The sequence below is a fragment of the Streptomyces sp. Tu 2975 genome (assembly GCF_009832925.1).
Lineage (GTDB): Bacteria > Actinomycetota > Actinomycetes > Streptomycetales > Streptomycetaceae > Streptomyces.
Map to the genome: position 1 here is coordinate 3,659,769 of NZ_CP047140.1, position 14,875 is coordinate 3,674,643.

14 protein-coding genes are annotated in these 14,875 nt (G+C 72.2%); 8 read left to right on the forward strand and 6 right to left on the reverse strand.

Annotated features, from left to right (window positions below):
- Positions 1-9: 9 nt before the first annotated feature.
- The 4 genes from ilvD to GLX30_RS16090 all read right to left on the reverse strand — a co-directional run bounded on the left by ilvD (position 10) and on the right by GLX30_RS16090 (position 4,357).
- Entirely contained in the window at positions 10-1,860 is a 1,851-nt protein-coding gene (ilvD, locus tag GLX30_RS16075; protein WP_159688981.1) for a dihydroxy-acid dehydratase, read from the reverse strand.
- A gap of 93 nt (positions 1,861-1,953) precedes the next feature.
- On the reverse strand, positions 1,954-2,586 hold the full coding sequence (locus GLX30_RS16080) for a TetR family transcriptional regulator (RefSeq protein ID WP_159688984.1): 633 nt from the start codon (positions 2,584-2,586) through the stop codon (positions 1,954-1,956).
- Positions 2,583-3,401, reverse strand: coding sequence for a sugar phosphate isomerase/epimerase (locus GLX30_RS16085; protein WP_159688989.1), 819 nt, complete (start codon positions 3,399-3,401; stop codon positions 2,583-2,585). The genes GLX30_RS16080 and GLX30_RS16085 overlap by 4 nt, the downstream gene beginning before the upstream one ends.
- 23 nt (positions 3,402-3,424) lie before the next feature.
- Complete coding sequence (locus GLX30_RS16090) at positions 3,425-4,357, reverse strand: Ppx/GppA phosphatase family protein (RefSeq protein ID WP_159688992.1); 933 nt, start codon at positions 4,355-4,357, stop codon at positions 3,425-3,427.
- Positions 4,358-4,397: 40 nt separating this feature from the next.
- Here GLX30_RS16090 and GLX30_RS16095 point away from each other — a divergent pair, with 40 nt between their 5' ends.
- Positions 4,398-5,204, forward strand: coding sequence for a hypothetical protein (locus GLX30_RS16095; protein ID WP_159688995.1), 807 nt, complete (start codon positions 4,398-4,400; stop codon positions 5,202-5,204).
- A 108-nt stretch (positions 5,205-5,312) separates the two neighbouring features.
- Here the strand turns inward: GLX30_RS16095 and GLX30_RS16100 are convergent, their stop codons facing one another.
- On the reverse strand, positions 5,313-7,007 hold the full coding sequence (locus GLX30_RS16100) for a hypothetical protein (RefSeq protein WP_159688997.1): 1,695 nt from the start codon (positions 7,005-7,007) through the stop codon (positions 5,313-5,315).
- Positions 7,008-7,179: 172 nt separating this feature from the next.
- Here GLX30_RS16100 and radA point away from each other — a divergent pair, with 172 nt between their 5' ends.
- Both radA and disA read left to right on the forward strand, forming a co-directional pair.
- Positions 7,180-8,622 carry a DNA repair protein RadA gene (gene radA / locus GLX30_RS16105; protein WP_159689000.1) on the forward strand — a complete coding sequence of 481 codons (1,443 nt, stop codon included), beginning with the start codon at positions 7,180-7,182 and terminating at the stop codon, positions 8,620-8,622.
- A gap of 44 nt (positions 8,623-8,666) precedes the next feature.
- The gene (disA, locus tag GLX30_RS16110; RefSeq protein WP_005314096.1) at positions 8,667-9,791 is read left to right on the forward strand and encodes a DNA integrity scanning diadenylate cyclase DisA; all 1,125 of its coding nucleotides are present in this window, start codon (positions 8,667-8,669) and stop codon (positions 9,789-9,791) included.
- Positions 9,792-9,871: 80 nt separating this feature from the next.
- Here the strand turns inward: disA and GLX30_RS16115 are convergent, their stop codons facing one another.
- Positions 9,872-10,723 carry a hypothetical protein gene (locus GLX30_RS16115; protein ID WP_159689003.1) on the reverse strand — a complete coding sequence of 284 codons (852 nt, stop codon included), beginning with the start codon at positions 10,721-10,723 and terminating at the stop codon, positions 9,872-9,874.
- A 175-nt stretch (positions 10,724-10,898) separates the two neighbouring features.
- Here GLX30_RS16115 and GLX30_RS16120 point away from each other — a divergent pair, with 175 nt between their 5' ends.
- The 5 genes from GLX30_RS16120 (at position 10,899) to cseB (ending at position 14,838) form a co-directional block, all read left to right on the forward strand.
- Positions 10,899-11,552: a phosphatase PAP2 family protein gene (locus GLX30_RS16120; RefSeq protein ID WP_159689006.1), complete on the forward strand. Its 654-nt coding sequence runs from the start codon at positions 10,899-10,901 to the stop codon at positions 11,550-11,552.
- A gap of 219 nt (positions 11,553-11,771) precedes the next feature.
- On the forward strand, positions 11,772-12,686 hold the full coding sequence (locus GLX30_RS16125; protein ID WP_159689009.1) for an A/G-specific adenine glycosylase: 915 nt from the start codon (positions 11,772-11,774) through the stop codon (positions 12,684-12,686).
- 201 nt (positions 12,687-12,887) lie between these two features.
- Entirely contained in the window at positions 12,888-13,460 is a 573-nt protein-coding gene (locus GLX30_RS16130; protein ID WP_159689012.1) for a SigE family RNA polymerase sigma factor, read from the forward strand.
- Positions 13,448-14,113, forward strand: a complete 666-nt coding sequence (locus GLX30_RS16135) for a hypothetical protein (protein WP_208545427.1) — start codon at positions 13,448-13,450, stop codon at positions 14,111-14,113. Before GLX30_RS16130 ends, GLX30_RS16135 begins: the two co-directional genes overlap by 13 nt.
- A 20-nt stretch (positions 14,114-14,133) precedes the next feature.
- Entirely contained in the window at positions 14,134-14,838 is a 705-nt protein-coding gene (cseB, locus tag GLX30_RS16140; protein WP_159689015.1) for a two-component system response regulator CseB, read from the forward strand.
- The last annotated feature ends 37 nt before the right edge of the window (positions 14,839-14,875 follow it).

A 14,875-nucleotide genomic window follows, 5' to 3' on the forward strand; every position in this document is an offset into this window, starting at 1 on the left:
GGCGGCGGATCAGCCCAGCTTGGACACGTCCCTGACGGCGCCCCTGTCGGCGCTCGTCGCCATCGCGGCGTAGGCGCGCAGCGCGGCGGACACCTTGCGTTCCCGTGCCTTGGGGGCGTAGGCGCCGCCCAGGGCCTCACGCCGGGAGGCCAGCGTGGCGTCGTCGACGAGGAGTTCGATGGTGCGGCCAGGGATGTCGATACGGATGCGGTCGCCGTCCTCGACGAGCGCGATCGTGCCGCCCGAGGCCGCCTCCGGGGAGGCGTGGCCGATCGACAGGCCCGAGGTGCCGCCGGAGAAGCGGCCGTCGGTGATCAGGGCGCAGGTCTTGCCGAGGCCGCGGCCCTTGAGGAAGGACGTCGGGTAGAGCATCTCCTGCATGCCGGGGCCGCCCTTGGGGCCCTCGTACCGGATGACCACCACGTCGCCGTGGGTGACCTCCTTCTTGAGGATCTTGTCGACGGCCTCTTCCTGCGACTCGCAGACCACGGCCGGACCCTCGAAGGTCCAGATCGACTCGTCCACCCCGGCGGTCTTCACGACACAGCCGTCGACGGCGAGGTTGCCGCGCAGCACCGCGAGTCCGCCGTCCTTGGAGTACGCGTGCTCGGCGGAGCGGATGCAGCCGTTCTCGGCGTCGTCGTCCAGCGCCTCCCAGCGCTCGGACTGGGAGAAGGCCGTGGCGGAGCGGACGCAGCCGGGCGCCGCGTGCCACAGCTCGACGGCCTCGGCGGACGGCGAACCGCCACGCACGTCCCAGCTCTTGAGCCAGTCCGCGAGCGAGGGGCTGTGCACGGAGTGCACGTCCTCGTTCAGCAGACCGGCGCGGTGCAGCTCGCCCAGCAGGGCGGGGATGCCACCGGCCCGGTGGACGTCCTCCATGTAGTACGTGCGGTTCTTGGCGACGTTCGGCGCGACCTTGGCCAGGCAGGGGACCCGGCGCGAGACGGCGTCGATCTCGTCGAGGCCGAACTCGACGCCCGCCTCCTGTGCCGCGGCGAGCAGGTGAAGGATCGTGTTCGTCGAGCCGCCCATGGCGATGTCGAGGGCCATGGCGTTCTCGAAGGCCGCGAAGGTGGCGACGTTGCGCGGCAGGACGGACTCGTCGCCCTGCTCGTAGTACCGCTTGGTGATGTCGACGACCGTCGCGGCGGCGTTCTCGTACAGCGCCTTGCGGGCGGTGTGGGTGGCGAGGACGGAGCCGTTGCCCGGCAGGGACAGGCCGATGGCCTCGGTCAGGCAGTTCATCGAGTTGGCGGTGAACATGCCCGAACAGGAGCCGCAGGTCGGGCAGGCGTTCTCCTCGATACGGAGGATGTCCTCGTCCGAGATCTTCTCGTTGACCGCGTCCGACATCGCGTCGACCAGGTCGAGCGTGCGGACGGTGCCGTCGACGAGCGTCGCCCGGCCGGACTCCATCGGGCCGCCGGAGACGAAGACGGTCGGGATGTTCAGCCGCAGGGCGGCGTTGAGCATGCCCGGAGTGATCTTGTCGCAGTTGGAGATGCAGATCAGGGCGTCCGCGCAGTGCGCCTCGACCATGTACTCGACCGAGTCGGCGATCAGGTCCCGGGAGGGCAGCGAGTAGAGCATGCCGCCGTGGCCCATGGCGATGCCGTCGTCGACGGCGATGGTGTTGAACTCGCGGGGCACTGCTCCTGCGGCCTTGATCGCCTCGGACACGATCCGGCCCACCGGGGCCAGATGTGTGTGCCCGGGGACGAACTCGGTGAAGGAGTTGGCGACGGCGACGATCGGCTTACCGATGTCCTCGCTCGCTACGCCCGACGCCCGCATAAGGGCGCGGGCGCCCGCCATGTTGCGGCCGTGGGTGACAGTGCGGGACCTCAGCTCGGGCATCGTCGCTCGCTCCTCGTGACGGGTGTACCTGCCTCGAGCGTACGCCGTCGCTCCAAGATCTGGACAGGTTGTCCGGAATGCGGGACGCCCGGCTCAGTCCTCGGTCGGTCGGCCGTCGACGTCCTCGGTCAGGTAGCGCTGCAGCGACGGCGCCACCATCCGCACGATCTCCTCGGGGTCCACGGACGCCAGGGGCTCGACCTGCACCACGTACCGCAGGATCGCGATGCCCACCATGTGGGAGGCGGCGAGTTCGGCCCGGAAGTGCGGATCCGGTACGTCCAGCTCCGCCGCCACCCTCTCCAGCAGGCGCCGCAGCACGAAGCCTCGCAGCACCTTGGCCGCCGCCTCGTGGGTCAGCGCGGAACGGACGATCGCGAGCAGGGGCGCGCGGGTCGCCGGGTTCTCCCAGATGCCGATGAAGTAGCGCGCCAGGCGCTCGCCGATCCCCGCCTCACCCTGGCCGAGGATCTGTGGAAGCACCATCGCCGGTTCGAAGGAGACCTCGATCGAGGCGGCGAAGACGTCGTCCTTGGTGCCGAAGTAGTGGTGGACGAGTGCCGCGTCGACCCCGGCCGCCCTGGCGATCCCGCGCATCGTCGTCTTGTCGTAACCACGCTCGGCGAACTCGGCCCGGGCCGCCTGAAGGATGCGTTCCCGCGCGCCGGGCCCCTCGTCGGCCGCCTTACGGGCGGGACGGCCGCGCCGCCTGCGTTCCTCCGTCACGAGATACGGGAGGCCGACGCCAGGTGCAGCCGGGTGAAGGCCAGCGCCTCCGCGAGATCGGCCTCGCGTTCGGCGGCGGACATGGCGCGGCGGGTGTTGACCTCGATGACGACATGGCCGTCGAAGCCCGTGCGCGCCAGCCGCTCCAGGAGTTCCGCGCAGGGCTGGTCGCCGCGGCCGGGCACCAGGTGCTCGTCCTTCGCGGACCCCTTGCCGTCGGCCAGGTGCACATGGCCGAGCCGGTCGCCCATCCGGTCGACCATCGCCAGGGTGTCGGTGCGGGAGGTCGCGGCGTGCGACAGGTCGATCGTGAAGTGGCGGTAGTCGTCCTTGGTGACGTCCCAGTCGGGGGCGTAGGCGAGCATCTCGCGGTCCCGGTAGCGCCACGGGTACATGTTCTCCACCGCGAACCGCACGTCCGTCTCGTCCGCCATCCGCCAGATCCCACGGACGAAGTCGCGCGCGTACTGGCGCTGCCAGCGGAACGGGGGATGCACCACGACCGTCGAAGCGCCGAGCTTCTCCGCCGCCGCCTTCGCCCGCTGGAGCTTCACCCACGGATCCGTGGACCAGACCCGCTGGGTGATCAGCAGACACGGCGCGTGGACCGCGTGGACCGGCATCCGGTGGTAGTCGGAGAGCCGGCGGAGCGCCTCGATGTCCTGGCTCACGGGATCGGTCCACACCATGACTTCGACGCCGTCGTAGCCGAGGCGTGCGGCGACCTCGAAGGCTGTCGCCGTCGACTCCGGATAGACGGAAGCCGTCGACAGGACAACCTTCGCATCCGGGATACGCACGACTGGTTCTGCCACGGGGAACAGGGTACGGGGCCGAACTAGTCGGCAGGGAGGTGATCGAGGCGGCGGAGGATCACACCCTCGCGCAGCGCCCAGGGGCAGATCTCGAGTTCGTCCGCGCCGAAGAGGTCCATCGCACCCTCCGCCACCAGGGCTCCCGCCAGGATCTGGCGGGCCCGACCCTCCGACACGCCCGGCAGACCGGCGCGCTGCTCGACGGTCATGGCCGCCAGCTTGGGGACCCACTCCTCCAGTGATTTACGACTCAGTTCCCTCTGCACGTACAGCCCCTCGGCGGAGCGGGCCGCGCCGGTGATCCGGGCGAGCTGCTTGAAGGTCTTGGAGGTCGCGACTATGTGGTCCGGCTTGCCGAAGCGGCTGAACTCCCCGACGACCCGGGCGATCTGGGCCCGCACATGGCGGCGCAGGGCCTTGACGTCGTGCGTGTCCGGCGGGTCGCCGGGCAGCATGCCCGCAGTCAGCCGGCCCGCGCCGAGCGGCAGGGACACGGCCGCGTCGGGCTCCTCGTCTATGCCGTACGCGATCTCGAGGGAGCCGCCGCCGATGTCGAGGACGAGCAGCTTCCCGGCCGACCAGCCGAACCAGCGGCGGGCGGCGAGAAAGGTGAGCCGCGCCTCCTCCTCGCCGCTCAGCACCGTCAGGACGACATCCGTCTCTTCCTTCACCCGGGCCAGCACGGCGTCCGCGTTGGTGGCCTCGCGCACCGCGGAGGTGGCGAAGGCCAGCACCTCCTCGCAGCCCTTGTCCTCCGCGGCCTGGAGGGCTGCGGTGATCGTGTCGATGAGCCGGTCGACGCCTTCGTCACCGATCGCCCCGTCCTCGTCGAGCAGCTCGGCGAGGCGCAGCTCCGCCTTGTGCGAGTGGGCGGGCAGCGGCCGTGCGCCGGGGTGGGCATCCACTGCCAGCAGATGCACCGTGTTCGAACCGACGTCGAGGACTCCGAGTCTCATGGGCGGAACGCTACTGCGGCCACCCGCATACGCTGGACCCGTGCCAAAGACGAAAAAGGCGAAGCCGGGCAAAGCCAGCCCTCTGGAAAAGATCGACACCGACGAGAAGGGCCTGGACTTCGCCCGCGCCTGGGTGGAGTTTCCCGACCCTGCCGACGACGAGCAGGTCTTCCGCTGCGACCTGACCTGGCTGACCTCGCGCTGGAGCTGCATCTTCGGCAGCGGCTGCCAGGGCATCCAGGCGGGGCGCGCGGACGACGGCTGCTGCACGCTGGGGGCGCACTTCTCCGACGAGGACGACGAGAAGCGCGTGGCGGAGCACGTGGCCCGTCTCACGCCGGACCTCTGGCAGTTCCACGACGTCGGCACGAGCACGGGTTGGGTGCAGAAGGACGACGACGGCGAGCGCCAGACGCGGCGCTGGGAGGGCTCGTGCATCTTCCAGAACCGCCCGGGCTTCGCAGGCGGCGCGGGGTGCTCGCTGCACATCCTGGCGCTGCGCGAGGGCCGCGAACCGCTGGAGACCAAGCCGGACGTGTGCTGGCAGCTGCCGGTGCGGCGCACGTACGAATGGATCGACCGGCCCGACGACTCACGCGTCCTTCAGGTGTCCATCGGTGAGTACGACCGCCGCGGCTGGGGCCCCGGCGGTCACGATCTGCACTGGTGGTGCACGTCGGCGACGTCCGCGCACGGCGCCGGCGAGCCGGTGTACGTGACGTACCGACCGGAGCTGACGGAGCTGATGGGCAAGGCGGCGTACGACGTCCTGGCCGGCCTGTGCGAGGCGCGCCTGGCGTCCTCGCTCCCCATGGTCGCCCCGCACCCGGCCGATCCGGCCGGCTGAGGCCCACCGCGGGGTTCGGCGTACGCGCCGGTTCCGGAAGGCGGCCGCACGCCCGTAGGGGCACAGGGGCGGGCGGCCGCGTTCCGGCGGGGCGGTGCCCGTGTGCCGTCAGTTCACCGGCGGGGGTGTCGCCGGCTCCGTGGGCGGACCCGTCGGCGGGTCCGACGGGGTCGGGTCCGGAGCGGGCGACGACGGCGGGTCGGAGGGCGGCGGACTCGACGGCGGCGGACTCGACGGTGGCGTCGGGTCCGGCGGCGAGGGGGGCGGACCCGACGGCGGGGTCGGGTCCGGGGCCGGTGACGACGGCGGCCTCGTCACGTCACCGTGGCCGCGGATGAGGACGACCGCGCCGGACGGATCGACGCCCACCCGTGCCCGCCACGGCCCGGCCGGCTCCCGCGAACGGTCGACGATCACATAAAGGGTGATCGTTTCGCCGGGGTCCAGCGTGCCGGACGACCGGCTCAGGTGGAGCCAGGACGCACCCGTCCACGCCGACCAGTGGACCGGCGAGCCGCCGGACGCCGTGAGCGTGATGCGGGTGCCTTCACCGGCCGGCTCCGCCTCGACGGTGATCCGGCCGGGTCCCACCCTGCCCGGGACGGACGGCGGCGTGATCCCTTCCGTGCTGACGACCTCGACGGATACGTCGGGCGAGCGGCGGTTCGCCGTGAACCTCGGGTCCGGCGTGGTGCTCGCGTTGCCCGCGTTCTCGTAGTGGTCGTACGGGTCGGCGGCCGAGCCGCCGGCGCCCGCCCGCTCGTCCGAGCTGGCCACAGGACCGCGGGCCTCCCCCGTCAGCGGCGCCCCTCGGTACGCCGCCCACAGGGCGAGCACCGGCGCGGCCACGACGGTGGCCACGACCGTCGTCGTCACCGCCCGCGCGCGCAGCCGGTCCCGCCGGGCGGCGTGGTCCTTCGGGTCCAGCGGGAAGCCTCGGGGACCGAACCGGGGCCCTCCCGCCCGCGCCCTCGGCACGTGCAGCATCGCCATGTAGGCGGCCGCCCTCGGCGCCTCGACCAGCGGCAGCGTCGCGGGGGTGACGGCGGAGCCCGGCCAGGGCCCACCCGCACCGGCGCGCTCGGCGGCGCGACGGCAGCGCGGACAGTCGTCGACGTGCCGGACGAGTTCCTGGCGCAACGCCGCTGAGAGCAGCACGCGGTTGTCGCCGGTGAGCCGGCCGACCGCGGGGCAGTTGCCCGTCTCGACGACGGCGAGCGCGGCGCGGGTCCGCTCGACCTCGCAGGCGGCGGCCGCGAGGAGGTCGCGCGTGGCCACGGGTTCCGTCCCGAGGACGGCGGCGACCTGGCCGGCGTCGAGCCCGTGCCGGACGGCGAGTTCGAGCGCCTCACGCTGCTCGGGGGTGGTGCCGGCGGCCTCCGGCCAGGCCAGCAGGGCGAGTTCGGCGCGATGCCGCTCCGCGGTCCCGGCACTCGTCCCGGCCGTGTGCTCCTCCGCGGCGGCGGGCGTCGGCCGCCCGGTGTGCGCGCCCTGGCGCCTGCGCCGCTGCTCGGTCAGCCGGCGCAGGCAGGCCCACCGTGCGAGCGCGTACAACCAGGCCTTCCGCTCGGCCGCGCCGCCGGGGCAGCGCCCCTGCTGGCGTTCGGCGATGGCGAGTACGTCACCGAGGACCGCCGTGGCCGCGTCGTGGTCGCAGAGCACGGACAGGCAGTAGGTGAACAGGCCGTCCAGGTACGGCTCGTAACGTGCGGGCGGCCGTCCGGGGGACGTACGGGGGGCGCGTCGGTGCGCCCGGTGTGCGCCGGTGGTGTGGGTAGGGGATTCCAGCCTGCTGCTCGTCACTCGGTGACCGTAGGGGCAGGACGGCGGCCCCTTCGCACCCCTTGAGCACTTTTAACCCCTACGGGTGAACAGTTCGCTCGAAGGGGGACACCGATAGTGAAATCGGGGCCGAATGCCATCCCCCTTTCGGTCGAGTCGCTGCGCTGTCCGTGGTCCCGGTTACGGTTTGCGCATGGCTGCCCGTACGAAATCCGCGAAGGACCGGCCGTCCTACCGCTGCACCGACTGCGGCTGGACGACCGTCAAGTGGCTCGGCCGCTGCCCCGAATGCCAGGCGTGGGGCACGGTCGAGGAGTACGGCGCACCCGCCGTCCGCACCACCGCCGCCGGCCGTGTGTCCACCGCCGCCCTGCCCATCGGCCAGGTCGACGGCCGCCAGGCGACCGCCCGCACCACCGGCGTCGACGAGCTCGACCGGGTACTCGGCGGCGGCCTGGTGCCCGGCGCCGTCGTGCTCCTCGCGGGCGAGCCCGGCGTCGGGAAGTCGACGCTGCTGCTCGACGTCGCGGCGAAGGCGGCGAGCGACGAGCACCGCACGCTCTACGTGACCGGCGAGGAGTCCGCCAGTCAGGTGCGGCTGCGCGCCGACCGGATCAAGGCGCTGCACGACCACCTCTACCTCGCGGCGGAGACCGACCTCTCGGCCGTGCTCGGCCACCTGGACGCGGTCAAGCCCTCCCTGCTGGTCCTGGACTCGGTGCAGACCGTGGCGTCCCCCGAGATCGACGGGGCCCCCGGCGGCATGGCCCAGGTCCGGGAGGTCGCGGGCGCACTCATCCGCGCCTCCAAGGAGCGCGGCATGTCGACGCTGCTCGTCGGCCACGTCACCAAGGACGGCGCCATCGCCGGCCCCCGGCTGCTCGAGCACCTGGTGGACGTGGTGCTCTCCTTCGAGGGCGACCGGCATGCCCGGCTGCGTCTGGTCAGAGGCGTGAAGAACCGGTACGGAGCGACCGACGAGGTCGGCTGCTTCGAACTGCACGACGAGGGCATCACCGGTCTCGCCGACCCGTCCGGACTGTTTCTGACCCGCCGCGCCGAGCCGGTCCCCGGCACCTGCCTGACGGTGACCCTGGAGGGCCGCCGCCCCTTGGTCGCCGAGGTGCAGGCCCTCACCGTCGACTCCCAGATCCCCTCCCCCCGGCGCACCACGTCCGGCCTGGAGACCTCCCGCGTGTCGATGATGCTGGCCGTGCTCGAGCAGCGCGGCCGCATCACCGCCCTCGGCAAGCGCGACATCTACAGCGCCACGGTCGGGGGGGTGAAGCTCTCCGAGCCCGCCGCGGACCTGGCGATCGCGCTCGCCCTGGCCTCGGCGGCCAGCGACGTGCCCCTGCCGAAGAACCTGGTCGCCATCGGCGAGGTCGGTCTCGCCGGCGAGGTGAGGAGGGTCACGGGCGTCCAGCGCAGACTGGCGGAGGCCCACCGTCTGGGCTTCACGCACGCCCTGGTCCCCTCCGATCCGGGGAAGATCCCACCCGGTATGAAGGTCACCGAAGTCGCCGACATGGGTGACGCCCTGAGGGTGCTGCCGAAAGGCCGTCAAGGGTCCTCAGGGGGCGGCTCGCGCAAAGAGCGGACGGAGGCCCCACGGGAGGCGGAAGCTCGCCGGTAGACTTTGCCCTGGTCTCGCCCACCCGTACGAGCCGGAGGAGTGCAGTGGCAGCCAAGGACGGGGCATCAGCACCCGGAAAGTCCGGCGGAGGCTCCGGCAACGAAGCGCTGATCCGCGCCGCCCTGAGCGCCGTCGCACCGGGCACCGCCCTGCGTGACGGACTGGAGCGCATCCTCCGGGGCAACACCGGAGGCCTGATCGTTCTCGGCATGGACAAGACCGTCGAGTCGATGTGCACCGGCGGTTTCGTGCTGGACGTGGAATTCACCGCCACCAGGTTGCGCGAGCTGTGCAAGCTGGACGGCGCGCTCATCCTCGACAAGGACATCTCCAAGATCCACCGGGCCGGCGTGCAGCTGGTCCCCGACGCCTCGATCCCCACGGAGGAGACGGGCACCCGGCACCGCACCGCGGACCGGGTCTCACGTCAGTGCGGCTTCCCGGTGGTGTCCGTGTCGCAGTCGATGCGCCTGATCGCGCTGTACGTGGACGGAGAGCGCCGGGTCCTCGAGGAGTCGGCGGCGATCCTGTCCCGCGCCAACCAGGCGCTGGCCACGCTCGAGCGCTACAAGCTCCGCCTCGACGAGGTCGCGGGCACACTGTCGGCCCTCGAGATCGAGGACCTGGTCACCGTCCGCGACGTCACCGCTGTCGCACAGCGTCTGGAGATGGTGCGCCGGATCGCGACGGAGATCGCGGAGTACGTGGTCGAGCTGGGCACCGACGGCCGTCTGCTGGCCCTGCAGCTCGACGAGTTGATCGCGGGTGTCGAGCCGGAGCGCGAACTGGTCGTGCGCGACTACGTACCGGAGCCGACGGCGAAGCGCTCGCGCACCGTGGAGGAGGCACTCGCGGAGCTGGACGCGCTCAGCCACGGTGAACTCCTCGAACTGCCCACCGTGGCAAGGGCGCTCGGCTACAGCGGTTCGCCGGAGACGCTCGACTCGGCTGTCTCGCCGCGCGGTTACCGGCTGCTGGCGAAGGTTCCGCGGCTGCCGGGCGCGATCATCGAGCGGCTCGTCGAGCACTTCGGCGGTCTCCAGAAGCTGCTCGCGGCCAGCGTGGACGACCTTCAGGCGGTGGACGGCGTCGGCGAGGCGCGGGCGCGCAGCGTGCGGGAGGGCCTGTCGCGGCTCGCGGAGTCCTCGATCCTCGAGCGGTACGTCTAGGTCTTTCGCCCGGATCAGGCCGGGACGGCGGTACGCCTCCGGGCGTCGTCGTGCCCGGCTCTCCGCGGGAAGCCCTGGGCTCAAACCTTGTCGAGACGGAACGAGGCCGGCAGCACCGTCGCGCCCGGGAACGCCGCCTCCACCAGGTAGGTGCCCGGGCCCACCGCGCCGGCCGGCGGGGTCGCGCACTGAGGCGCGCTGCGCTTGCGGTCCCACTCCACGGTGTGCGTGATCGTGGAGTTCGCCGGGACCTGGAGCAGCCGGCTCCCGGCCGGGCGGGGGCAGTCCTTGGTGGACCACACGGACTCGTCCTCGGCGTCGGTGACCGTGAACACGGCCGACTTCGGGCCGAAGTCGGCCTTGCAGGTCGTCGCGGAGGAGTTGGAGACTACGAGCCGGAACGACGGGTTCTCCCCCGGCTCGTAGGCGACCTTCGCGCTGCGCAGCGTCAACTTCAGTGCTCCCGGGGCGCAGTCGGGGAGCGTCGAGCCCGCCGGTACGGGGCGGCCGGCCGAGCCCCCGCCGGCCGTACCGCCGGAGCCGCCACCGTCCGTGCCGCCCTCGGTGGAGCCGCCGGTCGTACCGTTCGTCGCTCCGCCGGAAGCACCGCCCGAGGAGTCACCGGTGCCGCCGGAGCCGCCCGAACCACCGGAATCGTTCCCGCCGTTGTCCGCTCCGGCGTCCGATTCGTCACGTCCGCCCGGCTGTTCGCTGATCGCGGGCCCCGACCGGCCGGGCCCCGGCGTGATCGAGGGAGCGGGAGACGTACCCCCGGCGCCCTGGTCGTCACTGCCGCCGCCGCCCTCTCCCGCCGAACTGACCGTCCAGACGATCAGCACGGCAATGAGCGCAACCAGCGACGCCGCGACTGCCCTCCGTCGCCAGTAGATGGAGGAGGGGAGCGGCCCGATCGGATTGCGCAGAGATCCCACGGCCCAAACTCTACGAGAGATCCGGCCCGTCTCCCGCCGTACCCGCCGCCATACTTCCGAACTCTGCCGATCATCATCACGGACCCTGCCCCGCAAGGCCGTTACTTTCGTCGGGGGTGGCCCTGGCCGATGGCCCCGGGTGACCGCCGCCGCGAGGAGGGTACGGTCCCTGACCATGGACAGCAGCATCACCCGCGATCTCTACCGGGACATCATCGACTTCGCCCACACGACTCCTTCCTGGGTCCAGCACCTCGCCGAACTCTGGACGGAGGCCGGGCTGTTGCTCTTCGGGGTGCTGTTCGTCGTGGCCTGGTGGCGGTCGCGGGCCGGCGACGACCGGGCCGTCGCGCTCGCGGTGCTCGCACCGCTCGCGACGGCTGCCGGCTACGTCGTCAGCGAGTCCCTGAAGTCGGTCGTGGACGAGGAGCGCCCCTGCCGTACGGTCGCGGACGCGGCGGCGGCACTGGTGCCCTGCCCGCCGACCGGCGACTGGTCGTTCCCGAGCAACCACGCGGCGATCGCCGGCGCGGCGGCCGTGGCCCTGGCCCTCGCGTGGCCGCGGATCGCGCTGTTCACGGTGCCGATGGCCCTGCTGATGGCGTTCTCCCGGGTCTTCGTCGGTGTGCACTACCCGCATGACGTGCTGGTGGGGCTCGTGGTCGGCGCGCTCGTCGCGACGGTGTTCACGCTGGTGCTGGTCCGTGCGGCAGCGACGCTGCTGGGCACCATGCGCAGGAGCCGTACACCGCTCGTGGTCTGGTTCACCGGCCCCGGGCAGGCACCGGCACCGGCCCCCGCGCCGCAGGCGTACGAGCCCCGCGCCTGACACTTTCGGGGGCTCCTTCGCCCCTGGGGAGCGGCCCCGCTCCCCGCACGGGAGGACCGCGGCCGACGGCACCCGGGACGCCCGGGACGCCACCTGTGGCGCACCCGGGACCCGCCGGCCGCCGGCGTCCTCACAGCCGGCGGCGGACACGCCCCGTGGGCTTGCCGGAGCCCGTGTATGCGGCGTGCACACCGGCGGACGTGCCAGGATCGGTGTGCCATGACTGTCACTCACGAAACCCAGACGCCCGAAGCCGTCGACCCCGCCTCGCTCCACACCCCCGTCATCGCCTGGTTCGACCAGCACGCCCGTGACCTGCCCTGGCGTCGCCCCGAGGCAGGCGCATGGGGCGTGATGGTGAGCGAGTTCATGTTGCAGCAGACCCCGGTGAACCGGGTCCTGCCCGTGTACGAGCAGTGGCTGGCCCGCTGGCCGCGCCCCGCCGACCTGGCCAAGGAGGCCCCCGGTGAGGCCGTCCGGGCCTGGGGCCGGCTCGGCTACCCCAGGCGGGCCCTGCGCCTGCACGGCGCCGCGCAGGCGATAACGGAGCGGCACGGCGGCGAGGTCCCGACCGACCACGCGCAGCTCCTCGCCCTGCCGGGGATCGGCGAGTACACGGCGGCGGCCGTGGCCTCCTTCGCGTACGGGCAGCGGCACGCCGTCCTGGACACGAACGTCCGGCGGGTGTTCGCCCGCGCAGCGATCGGCATCCAGTACCCGCCGAACGCGACGACGGCGGCCGAGCGCAAGCTGGCCCGCGCACTGCTCCCGGAGGACGAGCGGACCGCGGCACGCTGGGCGGCGGCCTCGATGGAGCTGGGCGCGCTGGTGTGCACCGCCAAGAACGAGGACTGCGCGCGCTGCCCGATCGCGGAGCAGTGTGCCTGGCGGCAGGCCGGCAAACCGGCTCACGTGGGACCCGCGCGACGCGGCCAGACGTACGCCGGCACGGACCGGCAGGTCCGCGGCAAGCTGCTCGCGGTGCTGCGCGAGGCCGTGACACCGGTGCCCCAGTCGGCGCTGGACGCGGTCTGGCACGAGCCGCTGCAGCGGGGCCGTGCCCTGGACGGGCTGGTCGCCGACGGACTGGTCGAGCCGCTGGAGAACGGCTGTTACCGCCTCCCGCTGACCTGAGCGGGGACAGGGCCAAGCTTCTTACCCCACACAAGGCACACCTGAAACATCCGCTGTTACACAACCGATGGATGGCCGTGCGCCCTCCGACGGCTGCTCCGCACAGTGCCGTGACAACGCCTCCGTAGCTTCTTGTGACGCAGGAGAAACACAAGAACGGCAAGCACGCAGAGCTTGGTCACGGGGACGGAGGCGGTTGGAATGGCGCACGGCGAGGTGCTCGAATTCGAGGAGTACGTACGCACCAGGCAGGAGGCGCTGCTGCGCAGCGCCCGCCGCCTCGTCCCCGACCCGGTCGACGCACAGGACCTCCTCCAGACCGCGCTCGTGCGCACCTACGGCCGGTGGGACGGAATCGCGGACAAGTCGCTCGCCGACGCGTACCTTCGCCGCGTGATGATCAATACGCGCACCGAGTGGTGGCGGGCCCGCAAGCTCGAGGAGGTCCCCACCGAGCAGCTGCCCGACGCCAGCGTCGAGGACGGCAGCGAACAGCGCGCGGACCGCGCGCTGCTGATGGACGTGCTCAAGGTGCTGGCGCCCAAGCAGCGCAGCGTCGTGGTGCTGCGGCACTGGGAGCAGATGAGTACCGAGGAGACCGCCGCCGCGCTCGGAATGTCGGCCGGTACGGTGAAGAGCACGCTGCACCGGGCGCTCGCCCGGCTCCGCCAGGAGCTCGAGGCACGGGAGCTGGACGCCCGCACCCTGGAGCGGTACGAGGCGCGGCGTGCCGATCGGCATGACGGACGGGAGCGGGAGCGGTGCGCGGCCTGAGAGGCAAGGGCAGCAGCAGGGCCATGGCGGCGAGCGGTACGGCGACGGCCGGGCTCGTCGCCGCGGCGCTGTTCGCGGCCGGCTGTTCCACCGGGGGCACGGGTGTGGAGGACGAGGGCGCGGCGCCCTCCGAGGCCGCGAGCAGGGCCGCCCCGGTGCCGTCCGCCGGTGACGCGGGCCATTTCACGGAGTCGGTGGACGCGGTCAAGCTGCTGATGGCCGACCCGAAGGTCAGTCCCCGGGTCAAGGCGGATCTGCGGCCCTGCGCGAAGGACTCGTACCCCGTCGACACCTCGTACGCGGTGCTCACCGGAAATGACACCCCCGACGTCATCGTCAACGTGCTGACCTGCGGTGACGCGGTCGGCATGGGCACGTATGTGTACCGGGGGTCCGGAAAGACCTACGAGAACGTGTTCTCCGTCGAGGAGCCCGCGGTCTACGCGGCGGTCGACCGGGGCGATCTCGTGGTGACCAAGCAGGTGTACGCCAAGGACGACCCGGTGGCGGAGCCGTCCGGCGAGGAAGTGAGCACCTACCGCTGGTCGGCGGGCAGGTTCACCCGGGAGTTCTGGGTGCGCAACGAATTCAGCAGGGCGGTCGGCGAGGGCGAGGTGGTCGCCTCCGAGGCACCCGCGCCGAGCGGCAACTGAGAGAACTGAGAGAGCGCCGGATGGCCGAGACCCATGTCCTGTTCGTCGAGGACGACGATGTCATCCGCGAGGCCACGCAACTCGCGCTGGAGCGCGACGGCTTCGCGGTCACCGCGGTGCCCGACGGGCTGCTCGGCCTCGAGGCCTTCCGGTCGGACCGGCCCGACATCGCGCTGCTGGACGTGATGGTCCCCGGCCTCGACGGGGTGAGCCTGTGCCGGCGCATCCGCGACGAGTCGACGGTCCCCGTGATCATGCTCTCGGCGCGCGCCGACTCGATCGACGTGGTGCTCGGACTGGAGGCCGGTGCGGACGACTACGTCACCAAGCCCTTCGACGGCGCCGTGCTCGTCGCCCGTATCCGTGCCGTGCTGCGCCGCTTCGGCCATGCGAGCGGCCCGGCGGGCGACGGCGGCCCCGCGGGGCGGCAGGAGCAGTGCGGCGCGCTGACCTTCGGCGACCTCGAGGTCGACACCGAGGGCATGGAGGTACGCAGGGCCGGCGAGCCGGTGTCGCTGACGCCGACCGAGATGCGGCTGCTGCTGGAGTTCTCGTCCGCCCCCGGCACCGTGCTCTCGCGCGACAAGCTGCTGGACCGGGTCTGGGACTACGGCTGGGGCGGCGACACCCGGGTCGTGGACGTCCATGTCCAGCGTCTGCGCACCAAGATCGGCCAGGACCGGATCGAGACGGTCCGCGGCTTCGGCTACAAGCTCAAGGCATGAGGCCCGCCGTATGAGGGCCGCAGCACCGTTCGCCGAG